Below are 16,286 nucleotides of genomic sequence, written 5' to 3' on the forward strand. Positions count from 1 at the left end.
GGATCTCCCGATGCGCTTGAACATTCCAAGGTTTCTTGTCGTCTTCGTGATCACCTCGACCGCGGTCCCGGCTGTTTTGTTTGGCGTTTCGGCGGTGTTCGGAATCGACTTGTCCAGCAGTTTCCTGCCGTTCATCCCCTTTTTGGCCGCTGCGACATTCGAAGGACACCGACAGGTTCAGACGCACAAGACCATGCCGGGCAGCGGCGACATGTGGAGCGCCGCACTATGGATGGGCATCGTCGGCATGTTGACCAACCTTGTCATGGCTGGGCTGTTCTTTCTTGTCGTTCCGGGCATGTCCGAGGGATTGGCCGGTATCCCGGTGAACTTTTTGGTGATCGGTTTCACGATCACCTTTGTCGTGGCGTTTCTCATTTCGCGGCTATTCCTGTGGGTGGGCGCCCGGTCGGCGTTCAAGGCTCTTGAACGGGCAAAGAAAGAGTCGAACTCATGATACTCGGCATCGGTACGGATCTTGCGAATATCGAGCGCATTCAGGGCACGCTCGATCGGTTCGGTGACCGGTTCCGCAACCGTGTCTTCACCGAGACCGAGCAGCGCAAGGCCGAGCGCCGGCGGGATACGGCCGGAACCTACGCCAAGCGCTGGGCCGCGAAAGAGGCGTGCTCCAAGGCGCTGGGCACGGGGCTGCGCATGGGCATCGCTTGGAAGGACATGGCTGTCACCAATCTGCGCACCGGTCAGCCCGTCATGCATGTGACCGGCTGGGCCGCGGAACGGTTGAAGGAAATGACGCCCGAAGGACACGAGGCGATCATCCACGTCACCTTGACCGACGATCATCCGTGGGCGCAGGCCTTCGTGGTGATCGAAGCGCGCCCGCTTGGTGATCCCGACGCAGCGGCCTTGACACCCCCGCGACCGCGCCGCATGTAACCCCCCGAGCCGAGCAAGGACTGGAGAGCAGTATGGCCGAGCAAGCCAAATCCGGAAACGCCATCTGGGAGACGATCAAGACCATCGTCTATGCCCTGCTGATCGCGGGCGTTTTCCGCACTCTGTTCTTTCAGCCGTTCTGGATTCCGTCGGGGTCGATGAAACCCACGCTGCTGATCGGTGATTTCCTGTTCGTCAACAAGATGGCCTACGGCTATTCCTACGCGTCCTGTCCCAGCCTGATCATCCCCAGCGTCGGCCTCGATGTTGATGCCGAAGACATCTGCGGCTGGATGGGGGGCGACAATACCCGACTGCTGGGCGGCGAGCCCGAGCGGGGCGACGTCATCGTATTCCGCCATCCGGTTTCGGGGCGCGACTACATCAAGCGCCTGATCGGCCTCCCCGGAGACAAGATTCAGATCAAGGATGGCGTGGTCTACATCAACGGCACCGAAGCCAAGCAGACCCCGGATGGCACTTTTACCGAAATCGCCGAGCCGCAAGGGCCTCAACGTCTTCGGCCCCGCTGTGAAAATGGCCCGGTCGGCGTGGGCGGCACCTGTGAGAAGACCCGGATGATCGAAACTCTGCCGGGCGGCGTGTCGCATGAAATCCTGAATATCGGCAATCAGAGCACTGACAACACGGGTGTCTACACTGTGCCGGAAGGGCACTACTTCTTCATGGGCGACAACCGTGACAATTCCAGTGACAGCCGCGTGCCGCAGGTCGCAGGCGGCGTCGGCTACGTTCCTTATGAAAACCTGATCGGTCGAGCCGACCGCATCATGTTCTCGTCCGCCGGGCGTTCGATGCTGTTTTTCTGGACCTGGCGCGGTGACCGGTTCTTCAAGGCGGTCAATTGAAGCTTTCGACCGACATGAAGGCGTTCGAAAAACGCCTTGGACACAGGTTTTCCAACCCTGAACTACTGGTTCGGGCACTGACCCATGGTTCGGTCTCGTCTTCGACGCGTCCGGACAACCAGCGGCTCGAGTTTCTGGGTGACCGTGTGCTGGGGCTTGTGATGGCCACCGCTTTGCTCGAGGCCGATCAGAAGGCCACCGAAGGCCAACTGGCCCCCCGATTCAACGCGCTGGTGCGCAAGGAAACCTGTGCCGACGTTGCCCGCCAGATCGATATCGGCGCGGTTCTGAAGCTGGGCCGGTCAGAGATGCTGTCGGGCGGGCGCCGCAAGCAGGCGCTTTTGGGCGACGCCATGGAGGCAGTTATCGCTGCGGTCTATCGCGATGCCGGTTTTGAGGCCGCGCAGAAAGTGATCCTGTCGCTGTGGGGCGACCGGATCCACACGGTCGAAGCGGATGCGCGCGATGCCAAGACATCGCTTCAGGAATGGGCGCAGGCGCGCGGGCAGAAACCGCCCGCTTATGTCGAGATTTCGCGCAGCGGCCCGGATCACGCCCCTGTTTTCACCATCGCGGCCCGCTTGCAGGACGGTTCCGAGGCCCAAGCAACGGCCGGCTCCAAACGTCAGGCGGAACAGGCGGCCGCGCAGGCTCTGCTGGATCGTGTGACAAGCTGATCTCTTCGATCGCGGTGTTACCTGCTCTTGATCTGTCCGGGAATGTCCGCGAGGGCTGTCCACCTATCACGAACCACGTCTGCAACGGCTAGACCTTGCCGCTCAAACGACCCGCAAGAACCCGGTCAGCCCGGTCTTCTGGTGTTCGATCACATGGCAGTGAAAGGCCCAGTCGCCCGGATTGTCTGCGACCAGCCCGATTTCGACGACCTCGTCTTTCAACAGCAGCATGGTGTCCGTCACCAGCGGCGGCAATTCTCGCAGGTTTGATCGCAACGGAACAAAGACCAGCCCGTGCAGATGGATCGGATGCAGGTTCGGAGATTCATTGCGCAGCCTCAAGACGTAGCTTTTGCCCAGTTCCAGCGTCGCCAGTGGCCCGACGTCTGCGGCAGCATCTCCGGGCCAGGGAACCCGGTTGATCGACCAGAAATTGTATCCAAGAGACCCGCAGAACCCATTGTCCGGCAGTTCACCTTCTGGCGTCCAGCCGAAGACGAATTCGTGCACCTGAGCGTTGCCGAGATCGGGCAGGGCGACCGGGTTCTTCGGCAAAGGCTTCAGTTCTCTCAGGTCCCGGTGCGCGGATAGCCCGACCGATCGCAGGCTGGCCATCGTCCTCAAGGGCTGACCAGGCAGTTTGGCCACAAGGTCGACCTGTGCCCCTTCGCCGTCCGGCATCGCAACGGCAAAGTCTACACGCTGACCGGGGCCCACCAGCAAGGGATCATCTGCACTCGGCATCGGCAGTTCGACGGTGACCGGGTGACCGTCCCACGCGATGATCTGCGCGTTTCCGCCCGTCAGGTGCAACTTGTAGATCCGGGTCGTATCCGAATTGAGAAGTCGCAGCCGCACGAGGCTGCCGGCGGAGTGGTCATAGATTGGGTGCTGGTGCCAGTTCGCGGTCTGCACATTGCCGAAAGTTCCGGCTCTGGCCGCGCCCCGCTGGGTGTAGGCGGGCAGAAATGCCCCCGCCTCGTCCAGGCGAAAGTCCCGCAGGTTGATCACTTGCTCGCTGTCGAACCCGACGTCTTCAGGCTCGGCGATGACCATCACTCCGGTAAGGCCGTGCGCCATCTGCTCCATCGTCATGCAATGCGGGTGATACCAGTAGGTTCCGGCGTCTGGGGGTGTGAACTCGTAGGTGAAGCTTTCGTTCTGTCCCAGCGGCATCTGGGTCAAATAAGGCACGCCATCCATATCATTGCGGATGCGCATCCCGTGCCAGTGCATCGAGGTATAATCGGACAGAGTGTTTTTGACCGTCAGTCTTATCGCTTCACCCTGACGTCCAAAAAGGATGGGCGGAGGAGCGTCGGGGCTCAGGCTGACCATTCCTTGCGTAGGCTGGTCCCGAAACATGTAGCTGGCGCTTTGAACCACCAGGTCCTGATCAGTGCTATTGGAAGCGAATGCAAGTCCACCCAAGCCCGCGGCCCCTATTGCGGCGCCGCCCGATAAAAGAAACTCCCGTCGTTTCATGCCTGATCCTCAAGATGCGGGTCGCGGCCTGGCTGGGATCGGCTTGGCCTGTGCGCCTGTCCTGCCACTCCCGTACCGGTCCTGCAATGCGACAAATGCCTCTGGCCCGCTGTGCCTTTCTGCGATAGGGATGCGCACCTGAAAACAGGATCACCATACAATGACGACACGCGCCGGATTCATCGCCCTGATCGGAGAGCCCAACGCAGGCAAATCCACCCTTCTGAACCGCATGGTCGGGGCCAAGGTCTCGATCGTGACGCACAAGGTGCAGACAACGCGTGCCCGTATCCGCGGCGTCGCGATGGAGGGTGATGCGCAACTGGTCTTCGTCGATACGCCGGGCCTGTTCAAACCCCGCCGCCGGCTTGACCGCGCGATGGTCGCGGCGGCCTGGGGCGGCGCGGCCGATGCCGACATCATCGTGCTGATGGTCGAAGCACATCGCGGTATCACCGAAGGCGTCGAGCGCATCCTGGATGGCCTGTCCGAGATCGCGCAGGGCCGCAAGGTGGCGCTGGCGATCAACAAGATCGACCGGGTCGAGGCGCCCGCGCTGCTGTCACTGACCCGAGACTTGAACGACCGTTTTCCCTTTGCCGAAACCTTCATGATCTCGGCCGAGAAAGGCCACGGCGTCGACGACCTGCGTGTCTGGCTGGCACAGCATCTGCCCGAAGGCCCCTGGCTTTATCCCGAAGACCAGATCGCCGATCTGCCGCTGCGCATGATCGCGGCCGAGATCACGCGCGAAAAGCTGACCCTGCGCCTGCATCAGGAGCTGCCCTATCAGCTGACAGTCGAGACCGAGAACTGGGAAGAGCGCAAGGATGGTTCGGCCAAGATCGACCAGATCATCTATGTCATGCGCGACGGCCACAAGGGCATCGTGCTGGGCAAGCGCGGCGAGACGATCAAGGCCGTCAGCCAGGCCGCCCGGGCCGAGTTGGAGGAATTCCTTGATCGCAAGGTCCACCTGTTCCTGCAGGTGAAGGTCCGGCCCAACTGGCTGGAAGAGGCCGAGCGCTACTCGGAAATGGGGCTGGATTTCAAAGACGGCAACGCATGACCCGTCTGACGGCCGAGTTCTGGGTCCACGCCTATCTGGCCCGGCTGCGCCTGCACGAGATCCCCGCCTTTGTCGTGGCGCATGGCGACGACACAGCCGGCGCGGTTCTGGTCAAGCTCAACACGCTTGACGGCAATGCCACCGCCTTTCAGCGCAGCTTCGACCTGCTCAGCGGCGCGCGCAAATGGATCGAGCTGGCCAAAGGTCCCGAGGCCGAGGTGGACGAGGCCATCGCCCGTCAGCGCAGCTTTGACCCCGACCTCTGGGTGATCGAGGTCGAAGACCGGCAAGGCCGGCATCTGTTGAACGAAGAGGGGCTGGACTAGGGCTGCCTTACCACAAAGGCGACAGCGCCAGCCAGACGCCCGCGAACATGGCGATCCCGCCCATGTTCACCCAAACATGCCAGATCGCGTAGCGGTAGGGCAGCGTCTTGCGGGCATAGAAGGCTGTGCCGACCACATAGCAGCCGGACCCGGCCAGAATGCACCACAACGTCGCCACTGGTACGCCCCGCAGGTCGGGCAGGGCCAGCAGCCCCAGCGCGCCCAACCCCAGGTAGGATGCCGTCGACCAGCGAGATTTCACCGTCTCGTTGGTGATCTTGTTCCAGACCGCCACCGCCGTCAGCGCCCAGCACACCACCAGCAGACCCAGGGTCCAGGGCGTGCCAGCCAGAACGAAGAATGGCGTGAAGGTGCCCGTAATGCTGGGATAGATCGCGGCGTGGTCGATGCGCCGCAGCAGTGTTCGCTGCTCGTGCAGCGGCAGAAAGTGATAGGCCCAGGACGCCAGGTTCGACGCCAGCGCACACAGGACGTAAACCACGACGGCGGCGACCAGCGCGGCTTGCAGATGGGTTGCCGCCTTAGCCACCAGCAAGCCGCCCGCAATCAAGATCAACGCCAGGCCCACTGCATGCACCGTCATGTCGGCGCGGCGGAAGGCGGGGGAAATGCTAGGAAAGGTCGCGTCGGTCATGTCTGGTCTCGTGGCTGCCTGTTCTGGGTAATGCCGCCCTGGGTCCAAGTCCACAATTCCGGCACGTCAGCCGGCGTCTTCCGATTGAATTTGCTTCTTTCCGCGCCGCGCCGTACCGTCGCGGTCCGACGCGATCTCAAGGCAACCCAAGGGCCCCGCATGGACTGGCGCGACCATGGCATTCTTCTGACCGCCCGCCGCCACGGCGAAACCGCGGCCATCATCGAGGTGTTCACCGAAACCCATGGCCGCCATGCGGGCGTGGTTCGCGGGGGGGCCAGCCGCAAGATCGCTCCCATTCTGCAACCCGGCGCGCAGTTGGACGTGCTGTGGCGGGCGCGGTTGCAGGAACATATCGGCACCTTCCAGGTCGAGCCGTTGCGCTCGCGCGCGGCGGCGGCGTTTTCGGGGCGGCTGGCCCTGTCGGGGCTGAACGCGGTCGTCGCGCTGCTGTCCTTCTGCTTGCCCGAACGCGAACCGCACCCCGGCATCTATCGACAGACGGAACAGCTGATGGATCTGCTGGGCCAGGACGAGATCTGGCCGCTGGCTTACCTGCGCTGGGAACTGGCCCTGCTTGAAGAACTGGGCTTTGGGCTGGACCTGACCCGCTGCGCCGTGACCGGCACGACCGAGGGGCTGGCCTATGTCTCGCCCAAGACCGGCCGGGCGGTCAGCGCCGAAGGCGCCGGGGATTGGGCCGACCGGCTGCTGCCTTTGCCGTCGGTGCTGCGCGGGCAGGGGGCCGCCCCGGATGACGAGATCGCCGCCGGGCTGCGCACGACCGGCTATTTTCTGGCGCATCGCGTGGCGCCATCGCTGGGTCACACGCCGCTGCCCGAAGCCCGCGCCCGCTTTGTCGATCAATTCACTCGGCGGCTTTGAACACCATCTCGTGCCCGTCTTCGTTGCGCAGGATCAGCACGTCGCCCGACACCTCGGACTGCGTCATCGCCAGCAGCGCGGCGAAATAGAATCCTTCGGCCTCAAGCCCGGCGCAGGCGGCACGGGTGGCGGTCAGGTCGGTGATTTCGAACCACGGATAGGGCGCGTTCAATGTGCCCGAGTAGCTGTTGCAGGGCGCGTTTCCGGCAATCTTGCCGTCTTCGGGAAAGCGCAGCAGGGCGCTGGCGTCATAGGGCTGGCCGTTCACCTCCTGCAGCACCCAGGTGCGGTCGGCTGCGCCATAGGCGGCGACGCTTTCGTCGCGGTCACATTGCAGCAGGGCAAGGGCGGGCAGGATCAGGCTCAGGCGCAGCATGAGGGCTTTCTATCCCGACTTGGCGTCATTGCGCCAGCAGTTCGGCGCGCACCTCCATCCGGGGGCGCCAGTTGTAGCGTGTGTCCTCGCGCACCGGGGCCCAGAACAGGTCACCCCCGTTGCGCCAGCCGTCCAGAACGATCGCGTCATAGGGCCCCTCGCCCTTGGCGCTGATCGCGGCCGAGTGGTGGATGATCCGGAACGGGGTCGGCGGCGAGGTGATCCAGTGCAGGTCCAGCGTGCGGAAGTTCTCTTGCCGCAGCCGCTTCAGGATGTCCTCGGCCCAGTCATTGCACAACCCGCGCTCGCGAAAACCGTTGATGACCTTGGCGTTGTGGATGATCGCCGGATCGGTGACCCGGTATTCGGCCCTCAGCTGCAGCGCATAGTCATGGGCGATCTGCGCCGCACGGGCGGCTTCCTGCGGATCGACATCGGGGCCGAGGTTCTGAATGGCGCGGGTCAGACCGGCAACATCGCCCGAGGTCGTGCCGGACGGCGTGCTGCATCCTGCAAACAAGAGGCCAAGAACAAGGATCAGAAGGCGCGCCATGGTTTCTCCGCAAGGCTTGTTCGGGCATCTGCATTGCGGCGGCGCAGCATGATGCGGTTCGCAGGCTACTTAGCCGAAACCGGTGCCGGAACCCAAGGCATATTTTGTTCTCCGCCGGAGCGTACGGTCGAGATCAGGGATGTACAATCCGGAAGATCGGGGCCCGAGAACCTGTTTGATTTGTAAAAAAGAAAAGACCCGGCGCTGGGCCGGGTCAAGTTGGGGAAACCGCGACGGGCGGGCGCTCAGGCCAGCAGACGCCGCGCGATGACTTGCGCCTGGATCTCGGCGGCGCCTTCAAAGATGTTCAGGATGCGGGCGTCACACAGCACCCGGCTGATCTTGTATTCCAGTGCAAAGCCGTTGCCGCCGTGGATCTGCAACCCGTTGTCGGCCGCCGCCCAGGCAACACGCGCGCCCAGCAGCTTGGCCATCCCGGCCTCGAGGTCGCAGCGGTGGCCGTTGTCCTTCTCCCAGGCGCTGAAATAGGTCAGTTGGCGCGCGATCATGATCTCGACCGCCATCATCGCCAGCTTGCCGGACACGCGCGGGAAGTTGATCAGGGCCTTGCCGAACTGCTTGCGCTCCTGTGCGTATTGCATGGCGATGTCCAGCGCGCTTTGGGCCACGCCAATGGCGCGGGCGGCGGTCTGGATACGCGCGGATTCGAAGGTTTCCATGAGCTGCTTGAAGCCCTTGCCTTCTTCGCCGCCCAGCAGGTTCTCGCCCTTGACGTGGAAGCCGTCGAAGGCCAGCTCGTATTCCTTCATGCCGCGATAGCCCAGCACCTCGATCTCGCCGCCGGTCATGCCGGGGGTCGGGAAGGGGTCGTCGTCGGTGCCGGGCGTCTTTTCGGCCAGGAACATCGACAATCCGCGATGGTCGGTGGTTTCGGGATCGGTGCGCGCCAGCAGCGTCATCACATGGGTGCGCGCGGCATGGGTGATCCAGGTCTTGTTGCCGGTGATCTTGTAGTCGCCGTTTTCGTCCTTGACCGCGCGGGTGCGCAGGCTGCCCAGATCCGACCCGGTGTTGGGTTCGGTGAATACGGCCGTCGGCAAGATCTCGGCGCTGGCGATCTTGGGCAGCCATTGGGCCTTTTGGTCGTCGGTGCCGCCCGCGATGATCAACTCGGCCGCGATCTCGGACCGGGTGCCAAGGCTGCCGACGCCGATATACCCGCGCGACAGTTCTTCGGAGACGACGCACATCGACGCCTTGGACAGGCCGAACCCGCCATATTCCTCGGGGATGGTCAGGCCAAAGACCCCCATCTCGGCCAGTTCCTCGATGATTTCCATCGGGATCAGCTCGTCCTTGAGGTGCCATTCATGGGCGTTTGGCTCGACCCGATCCAGCGCATAGCGGCGGAACTGCTCGCGGATCATCTCAAGCTCTTCGTCCAGGCCCGAGGCGCCGAACATCGTGGCCCCAGACTGGTCTTGCATCAGCTGAACCAGACGGCTGCGCGCGGCTTGGCTGTTGGCCTGTGCCATCAGAGTCTGCACCTCGGCGCATTGGAAGCCCGACAGCGCATCCCAGCCCAGCCCCAGATCCTGCAGGCGCACGACCTCGCCCTGGTTCATCGGAATGCCGCCGGCGACCTGGTGCAGGTATTCGCCAAAGGCGATCTGGTGCAGCAGCTGCTCCATCTCGCCGAACTTGCCTTGTGCGTCCAGCGCCTCGGCCCATTTCTGCATCTGCTGCAGCGACTGGTTGTAGGTCGCCAGCCAGGCCAGCCCATGCGCGGCGGTCTGGTTCGCCTCGACCAAAGCGCCCGAGACGCGACCCTCGGCTGAGACCATCTCGCGCACCGCATCGCGCGCCCGGTCAAAGACGGACTGAACCGCCGGCAGCGCGGCCCCCGTCAGGGTCAGAAGATCAGGCAGAACCGGCTGAGAAGTCATGTTCGTCATATCTTGTCCGTCATGGGCCATGAATCACGTCCTTTGCTGGGTTGTCTGGTCATATCATGCTGCAACTGCAGCGCAACAAAAATTCACAGAATGCGTCGAAAAGGTCCAAAAATTACGTAACGAATTTTGCGGTGCAGAGAAAATCTGCGGTGATATGTAGGGGCAATGGATCTGTTTTCTTTGATGTCCCTGCCCGAACTCTACCTTGCGTTCGCGGTCGCCTTTCTGGCCGGAGCCGTGAAAGGCATTGTCGGTTTCGCAATGCCGATGGTCCTGATTTCGGGGCTCAGCATGATGCTGCCGCCTCAGCTTGCGCTGGCCGGGCTGATCCTGCCAACGGTTGTGACGAACGGGATCCAGGCCTTGAGAGAAGGACGCGCGGCAGCGATGTCTTCGATCCGGCAGTTCCGGGTCTTTCTTTCCGTCGGGCTGGTCTTTCTGCTGGGGAGCGCTCAGCTGATCAGCCTGGTTCCATCTCAGGCTTTCCTTCTGATGATCGGAATTCCCGTCACGTTCTTTGCCACGATCCAACTGCTTGGCGTGAAACTGAGCCTGTCTGAACAATCACCGAAGATCGAGGCCGCAGTCGGTGCGGTTACCGGGTTCATTGGCGGCATATCAGGCGTTTGGGGACCTCCGACCGTTGCCTATCTGACTGCGCTGAATACCCCCAAATCTGAACAATTGCGCATTCAGGGTGTGATCTATGGCTTGGGAGCTTTGGCTCTGGTCGTGGCGCATATTGGATCAGGCGTGTTGCGGGCTGAAACCGTGCCGTTCTCGGCTGCGCTGACCCTTCCGGCTTTGGCCGGCATGTGGCTGGGATTGCGGATGCATGATCGGATTGATCAGGCCACGTTCCGCAAAGCGACTTTGTTGGTTCTTATGATCGCAGGTGCGAACTTGCTGCGCAGGGGGGTGTTCGGTTGAACGCTCAACCCTTGTGCTCAAAATAGCGGAAGGCAAAAAACAGTCCGAACATCAGGAACAGCAGTCCCGACAGATCGCCGATCAAAAAGGCAAAATACTCGGCCGTCGCGCTGCCAAACGCCAAGTTGGTCAGGCCGGACACCAGGATTGACGTGATGACCCCGACCCCCATGATGCAGGCCCAGCAGGGCGCGCGATCAGCGGCGGGAAACAGATCCCACCCCAGCCATTTCAACAAATAGAATACGGCCGGCGCCGTCGTGACCGCAATCAAGATGGCCAGCAGGCGGCTTGTCAGAAAAACGTCCGAGCCACCGAGTGTCGCGAAAACCAGAAAGACACCGGGCAGCATGGCCAGTATCGCACGCCACCCCAAGAGCCACGCCGCAAGGACCCGCACGCCGTGCGGAAGAAACAACAGGCTGGCGCGGCTGGGGTACTCTGGAAAGAACACGTTCTGCATGGGCATCAAAACCCAAAATGTCAGAAACGATGCGCCGATATAGGCCAACGAAGCATAAAACGTGTCAGAGGCCCACGATCGCATCACGTCATGCTTCTTTCAGGATTGCTCGGCGGTCAACGCGGGGCGTTGACGACATACCGTCCCCGGTTGGCGTTCCCGCTTTGGGACAAGTAGCCCTTCTGTACCAGCGACTTGAGGGCGCGGAAGAAGGTCGGGCGCGAAACGCTTTGCACCAAAGTGTGCTCGATCAGGCCATAGGTCCGGACTTCGCGCGTGTCTTTCGACAATTCTTCGGCCGCGTAATAAATGTCACGCTCTACCGGAGAAAGCTCTTCGAGCCCCAACGTGCGTTCCATGCTCTGCATCAACTTGCGCAGTTCCGCCAGTTTCGAGATCTCGGTCATTTCCATTCCTGATTTTACCAGTGCCACCAGTTGATATCCGCTTGGTCAAATGACCCATGATAGTCGCCTATCACACGGCATATCTCATGTTGACACTCATCCCCTTGATAATACACTACCGCCTTGATTAGGCTGCTCATCTTGCGAGTGTGAGTGTCCGCGCGCGAGCTGCCCAAAGGTTTTTTCAGTCTCGGCCCGGTGCATTTTGCGCCGGGCTATTTCCTTGTAATGGGTTCTGGATTTACTGCATGATTTTTAGGCGGGCAACGAATTTGTTCATGCCAATGTCACATTACAACTGCAGGAAGAACAAATAACTGCAAGGACCCGTTATTGTGCGCGCAGGGGCACGCAACCGCGCCCCTGCATGTCGGTTCAGCCGATTGCGACGGCTTTGATGTCTTCGTCGATGAACGGCAAATACTGTTCAAAGTTCTCGGCAAACATGTGCACCAGCTTTTCCGCCTGTTTGTCGAAAGCGGCCTGATCGTCCCAGGTACGGCGCGGATCCAACAGAACTTCGGGCACGCCGGGGACCGTCACCGGAACGTCGAAGCCGAAATTGGCGTCCTTGCGATACTCGGCATCGGCCAACGAGCCGTCCAGAGCCGCAGTCAGCAGGGCACGCGTGGCCTTGATCGGCATCCGGCTGCCAACGCCGTATGCGCCGCCGGTCCAGCCGGTATTGACCAGCCAGCAGGTTGCGCCGTGCTGGGCGATCTTGTCGCGCAGCAGCTTGCCGTATTCCTCGGGGCGGCGCGGCATGAACGGGGCGCCGAAGCAGGTCGAGAAGGTGGGCTGCGGCTCGGTCACGCCGCGCTCGGTTCCGGCAACCTTCGAGGTGAAGCCCGACAGGAAGTGGTACATCGCCTGCGCCGGGGTCAGCCGCGCGATTGGCGGCAGCACGCCGAAGGCATCACAGGTCAGCATGATGATGTTTTTCGGGTGCCCGCCCAGCGCCGTCTTGGAGGCGTTCGAAATGTATTCCAGCGGGTAGGCGCACCGCATGTTCGCGGTCAGGCTGTCATCGTTGAAATCCAGTTTCAGGGTCTCGGGATCGAAGACCATGTTCTCGATCACCGTGCCGAACTTCGACGTGGTCGCGTAGATCTCGGGTTCCGCTTCGGCGCTCAGATTGATGGTCTTGGCATAGCATCCGCCTTCGAAGTTGAAGGTCCCGCGATCCGACCAGCCGTGCTCGTCGTCGCCGATCAGAACACGTGCCGGATCAGCCGAAAGCGTGGTCTTTCCGGTGCCGGACAGGCCGAAGAAAACGGCGGTGTCGACGGGGTTGCCCACCGCATGGTTGGCCGAGCAATGCATCGGCATCACGCCTTTTTCCGGCAGCAGGTAGTTCAGAAGCGTAAACACGGACTTCTTGTTCTCGCCCGCGTATTCGGTGCCGCCGATGAGAATCAGTTTGCGGTCAAAGTTCAGCGCGATCACCGTTTCGCTTCGGCAATCGTGCTTTTTCGGGTCCGCCTGGAAACTGGGGCAGTTGATGATGGTGTAATCTGCGATGAATTCGTCCAGGTCCTCGCGGTCCGGGCGACGCAGCAGGTGCCGGATGAACAGGTTGTGCCAGGCCAGTTCCGTAACCATGCGCACATTGATCGCATAGGCAGGATCAGCGCCGCCAACCAGATCCTGAACGAAGTAGTCCTTGCCTTTCATATGGGCCAGCATGTCGGCGTACAGCGCGTCAAAGCCATCGGGGCTCATTTCCGCGTTGTTTTCCCACCAGATGCTGTCCGCCACGCTTTCGGTCCGGACGACGTGCTTGTCCTTGGGTGACCGGCCCGTGAACTTGCCGGTGGACACCAGAAACGCTCCGCCATTGCCCAGCGTGCCTTCATTCCGCTTGAGCGCCTTCTGAATCAGCGCCGGCTCCATCAAGTTGTAATAGACATTGCCCAGCCCCTCGATGCCTTGATCTTCGAGGCGGAACTGCGGGTTTACCCGTCCAAATGTCATTCGTGTCTTCTCCTGTGGCGGCGCTGCGGCGGTTGGGGCCGTCTGCGCTCATGAGGCGTAGTGCCGGTTAGTCCGGCGGATAAGGGCCTCATATCACGGCCGTTTAGGGCATGAACAGGACGGTTTGGCACAGTTAGCGCAACCAAGGCCGGGTTTAGCGCAACCAAGATTTTCCGGTCGGAAAACCCGGGCACTTTCGGAAGCGCAGGACGACCTTTTTGTCGCAGGATCGTGAACAATGTGGCGCGATTCGTACATCCGGATTGATTCGCGGCCTTAAAAAAGCCAAGAATGCCCTACAAAAAGCAAAAATACATCGTGAGTGAGCAGGTAAAGGGGCAGCCCTATGTCTAAGATTGCACTGGTGGATGACGATCGGAACATTCTGACGTCCGTATCCATGACGCTCGAGGCCGAAGGGTTCGAGGTCGAAACCTACAATGACGGGCAGGCAGCCCTTGATGCGTTCAACAAGAAACTGCCGGACATGGCGGTTCTGGACATCAAGATGCCCCGCATGGACGGCATGGATTTGCTGCAGCGGCTGCGGCAGAAAACCCAGATGCCGGTGATTTTCCTCACGTCCAAAGACGATGAGATCGACGAGGTTCTGGGCCTGCGGATGGGCGCGGATGACTACGTGAAAAAGCCATTCTCTCAACGCCTTCTGGTCGAGCGCATCCGTGCACTGCTGCGCCGTCAGGAAGCGACCGACGGGGATGCGTCGGCGGCAACCACCGGGGACGCAAAGGTGATGGAGCGCGGCGATCTGCGCATGGACCCCCTGCGTCACGCGGTCAGCTGGAAGGGGACCGATGTTTCGCTGACGGTCACGGAATTCCTGCTGCTGCAGGCCTTGGCGCAACGCCCCGGCTTCGTCAAAAGCCGCGATCAGCTGATGGATGTCGCATATGACGATCAGGTCTATGTCGACGACCGGACCATCGACAGCCACATCAAGCGTCTGCGCAAGAAGATGCGTGCGGCTGATCCCGAGTTTTCGGCTATCGAAACGCTGTACGGTATCGGGTACCGTTACAACGAGGAATAAGCCGGGCCGGCTTTCTGCAAAGGTGAATTTGTTTCGTGCGTGACACCGAGCAATCCAGCGAGTTGCGCGACGGTGACGTCGTTCTGGGCGATGATTGGGTCATCCCGCAAGACCCCGAGTCGGCCGAGCTGCGCGCGCGGCGATCGCGGCGTACTCTGTTCACGCTGCGCAACTCGCCGCTGGCGCGCAAGATCATCACGTTCAACCTGATTGCTTTGGTGATCCTGGTCGCAGGGCTGCTGTATCTGGATGACACCCGAAAAGAGAGGGTCCAGCAAACGGCGCGGAACCTGATCGGCGATGCGCAACTGGTCAGCAACGTCTTCGAGGCCCAGCTGCGCCAGGTTGCCGGATCGCGGGACGCTTCTGACCTGAACGTCAAGGCGACACTTGCCGGGCTGAGCATCCCCGAGGGCGGCGAAGTCTTCGTCTATGACAGCACCGGCACGTTGATCGGCTGGACTCGCGGTTCCTCGACCGTTTCGGAATTGCCAGGCCTGATTCAGGCCGAAGCGGATGTTCCGACCGGCAGCACGTTGATCTCTGATGCCCTGACCGCCGTCTGGAATGGTCTGTATTCGGTTTTCACCACCGGATCTGAAACCGAGGCGCCGACGCTGGCACAGCGGGTTCAGGACATCATACCAAACGCGCTGGACGGCCACATGCAGGTTCACGCCGTGTCTGACGCGGCCGGAGACACCGTGATTGTGGCGGCGTCGCCAATCGTTCTGGATGGCGCCCCTGTGGGGGCAGTCGCAATGGCCGGTCCCGCCGGAGAAATCGACGCACTGGCTCGGAAAGAGCAGGAGCGCATTCTGCAGATGTTTGTCGTTGCCCTGCTGGTCTCGGTGGGTCTCAGCCTTGTGCTGGCCTCGACCATCGCGAACCCGCTGGCGGATCTGGCCGCTGCGGCCGAAATGGGCAAGGACCGTGGTACCGGGGTCAATCCCGGCCGTATCCGCATCCCCGACCTGAGTGCTCGCCCGGACGAGATTGGTCGGCTTAGCCGTGCGCTGCGGGGAATGGTGACGGCGCTCTACAACCGGATAGACGCCAACGAACAGTTCGCGGCTGACGTCGCGCATGAAATCAAAAACCCCTTGGCCAGCCTGCAATCGGCCGTCGGTACGCTGCGAATGGTCAAGCGCGACGATCAGCGCGAGAAATTGTTGGGCGTCATCGAGCACGATGTCCGCCGATTGGACCGCCTTGTCAGCGACATCTCGAATGCGTCCCGCCTCGATGCTGAACTGGTCAAAGAGCAGGAGCAGCCCTTCGATCTTCTGAAGCTGATCGGCAATATCAGTCAGTACCTGGGCGAAGACGCCCGATCGAAGGGGATCGACTACATCACGGATTTGCCGTCCAAGCCCATCGTCATAAACGGGCTCGAGGCTCGTCTGGCGCAGGTTTTCGTGAACCTGATTACAAATGCCATTTCCTTTTGCGAGGAAAGCGACGCGATCCGCGTTTGGGTGCGCCAACGCGAAAATCGGGTTCTCGTTGTTGTCGAAGACACCGGCCCCGGTATTCCGGATCAGGCCCTGACCAAGGTTTTCAAGCGCTTCTACTCGCAGCGCCCTGCCGAGCATTTCGGCAACAACTCGGGCCTTGGACTTGCGATCTCGAAACAGATTGTCGAGGCACACGGCGGCGTCATCTGGGCCGAGAACATCCGTCCGACCGAGGCGGACATCACGTCGGACCCGCAAGGTGCGCGGTTTGTCGTGGGTCTTCCCCTCTAAGC

General features: G+C 61.5%; 18 protein-coding genes. 10 read left to right on the plus strand and 8 right to left on the minus strand.

What is annotated here, in order from left to right:
• Positions 1-10 precede the first annotated feature (10 nt).
• The 4 genes from ACR0NB_RS17860 to rnc are packed head-to-tail and all read left to right on the plus strand — an operon-like array spanning position 11 to position 2,446.
• Positions 11-457, plus strand: coding sequence for an ABZJ_00895 family protein (locus tag ACR0NB_RS17860; RefSeq protein ID WP_480776416.1), 447 nt, complete (start codon positions 11-13; stop codon positions 455-457).
• Positions 454-900: a holo-ACP synthase gene (gene acpS / locus ACR0NB_RS17865; protein WP_093965271.1), complete on the plus strand. Its 447-nt coding sequence runs from the start codon at positions 454-456 to the stop codon at positions 898-900. Before ACR0NB_RS17860 ends, acpS begins: the two co-directional genes overlap by 4 nt.
• Positions 901-932: 32 nt before the next feature.
• The gene (lepB, locus tag ACR0NB_RS17870) at positions 933-1,769 is read left to right on the plus strand and encodes a signal peptidase I (protein WP_170342658.1); all 837 of its coding nucleotides are present in this window, start codon (positions 933-935) and stop codon (positions 1,767-1,769) included.
• Positions 1,766-2,446 (plus strand): ribonuclease III, encoded by a 681-nt coding sequence (rnc, locus tag ACR0NB_RS17875; RefSeq protein ID WP_170373281.1) that lies wholly within the window; start codon positions 1,766-1,768, stop codon positions 2,444-2,446. Before lepB ends, rnc begins: the two co-directional genes overlap by 4 nt.
• A gap of 102 nt (positions 2,447-2,548) precedes the next feature.
• On the opposite strand, the gene ACR0NB_RS17880 is transcribed toward rnc, so the two are convergent.
• The gene (locus tag ACR0NB_RS17880) at positions 2,549-3,931 is read right to left on the minus strand and encodes a multicopper oxidase family protein (protein ID WP_480776417.1); all 1,383 of its coding nucleotides are present in this window, start codon (positions 3,929-3,931) and stop codon (positions 2,549-2,551) included.
• Between the two features lie 160 nt (positions 3,932-4,091).
• Here ACR0NB_RS17880 and era point away from each other — a divergent pair, with 160 nt between their 5' ends.
• Both era and ACR0NB_RS17890 read left to right on the plus strand, forming a co-directional pair.
• Positions 4,092-5,000, plus strand: a complete 909-nt coding sequence (gene era / locus ACR0NB_RS17885) for a GTPase Era (RefSeq protein ID WP_170372737.1) — start codon at positions 4,092-4,094, stop codon at positions 4,998-5,000.
• Positions 4,997-5,326 carry a DUF1491 family protein gene (locus ACR0NB_RS17890; RefSeq protein WP_149776390.1) on the plus strand — a complete coding sequence of 110 codons (330 nt, stop codon included), beginning with the start codon at positions 4,997-4,999 and terminating at the stop codon, positions 5,324-5,326. Before era ends, ACR0NB_RS17890 begins: the two co-directional genes overlap by 4 nt.
• 7 nt (positions 5,327-5,333) lie before the next feature.
• On the opposite strand, the gene trhA is transcribed toward ACR0NB_RS17890, so the two are convergent.
• Complete coding sequence (gene trhA, locus ACR0NB_RS17895) at positions 5,334-5,981, minus strand: PAQR family membrane homeostasis protein TrhA (RefSeq protein ID WP_480776418.1); 648 nt, start codon at positions 5,979-5,981, stop codon at positions 5,334-5,336.
• Between the two features lie 159 nt (positions 5,982-6,140).
• Here trhA and recO point away from each other — a divergent pair, with 159 nt between their 5' ends.
• A complete protein-coding gene (gene recO / locus ACR0NB_RS17900; RefSeq protein ID WP_480776419.1) occupies positions 6,141-6,866 on the plus strand; it encodes a DNA repair protein RecO in 726 nt (241 codons plus the stop codon).
• Here the strand turns inward: recO and ACR0NB_RS17905 are convergent.
• From ACR0NB_RS17905 to ACR0NB_RS17915, 3 genes are all read right to left on the minus strand, one after another.
• Positions 6,850-7,242 carry an META domain-containing protein gene (locus tag ACR0NB_RS17905; RefSeq protein ID WP_170343431.1) on the minus strand — a complete coding sequence of 131 codons (393 nt, stop codon included), beginning with the start codon at positions 7,240-7,242 and terminating at the stop codon, positions 6,850-6,852. The two genes, recO and ACR0NB_RS17905, sit on opposite strands and share 17 nt — an antisense overlap.
• Before the next feature lie 25 nt (positions 7,243-7,267).
• Positions 7,268-7,795, minus strand: coding sequence for a hypothetical protein (locus ACR0NB_RS17910; protein ID WP_480776420.1), 528 nt, complete (start codon positions 7,793-7,795; stop codon positions 7,268-7,270).
• A gap of 245 nt (positions 7,796-8,040) precedes the next feature.
• Positions 8,041-9,732 carry an acyl-CoA dehydrogenase family protein gene (locus ACR0NB_RS17915; protein ID WP_170343433.1) on the minus strand — a complete coding sequence of 564 codons (1,692 nt, stop codon included), beginning with the start codon at positions 9,730-9,732 and terminating at the stop codon, positions 8,041-8,043.
• Positions 9,733-9,876: 144 nt separating this feature from the next.
• On the opposite strand from ACR0NB_RS17915, the gene ACR0NB_RS17920 reads away from it, so the two are divergent.
• On the plus strand, positions 9,877-10,641 hold the full coding sequence (locus ACR0NB_RS17920; RefSeq protein WP_480776421.1) for a sulfite exporter TauE/SafE family protein: 765 nt from the start codon (positions 9,877-9,879) through the stop codon (positions 10,639-10,641).
• Positions 10,642-10,645: 4 nt separating this feature from the next.
• On the opposite strand, the gene ACR0NB_RS17925 is transcribed toward ACR0NB_RS17920, so the two are convergent.
• The 3 genes from ACR0NB_RS17925 to ACR0NB_RS17935 form a co-directional block, all read right to left on the minus strand.
• Positions 10,646-11,188: a hypothetical protein gene (locus ACR0NB_RS17925; RefSeq protein ID WP_254440858.1), complete on the minus strand. Its 543-nt coding sequence runs from the start codon at positions 11,186-11,188 to the stop codon at positions 10,646-10,648.
• A 32-nt stretch (positions 11,189-11,220) separates the two neighbouring features.
• Positions 11,221-11,538 (minus strand): hypothetical protein, encoded by a 318-nt coding sequence (locus tag ACR0NB_RS17930; protein WP_254920234.1) that lies wholly within the window; start codon positions 11,536-11,538, stop codon positions 11,221-11,223.
• Between the two features lie 348 nt (positions 11,539-11,886).
• Positions 11,887-13,485: a phosphoenolpyruvate carboxykinase gene (locus ACR0NB_RS17935; protein WP_170372751.1), complete on the minus strand. Its 1,599-nt coding sequence runs from the start codon at positions 13,483-13,485 to the stop codon at positions 11,887-11,889.
• A 346-nt stretch (positions 13,486-13,831) separates the two neighbouring features.
• Here ACR0NB_RS17935 and ACR0NB_RS17940 point away from each other — a divergent pair, with 346 nt between their 5' ends.
• Together ACR0NB_RS17940 and ACR0NB_RS17945 are read left to right on the plus strand one after the other, a co-directional pair.
• Entirely contained in the window at positions 13,832-14,536 is a 705-nt protein-coding gene (locus tag ACR0NB_RS17940; protein WP_170342637.1) for a response regulator transcription factor, read from the plus strand.
• 35 nt (positions 14,537-14,571) lie between these two features.
• Complete coding sequence (locus tag ACR0NB_RS17945; RefSeq protein ID WP_170361560.1) at positions 14,572-16,284, plus strand: sensor histidine kinase; 1,713 nt, start codon at positions 14,572-14,574, stop codon at positions 16,282-16,284.
• The last annotated feature ends 2 nt before the right edge of the window (positions 16,285-16,286 follow it).

Source organism: Ruegeria sp. CG3 (genome assembly GCF_056537205.1).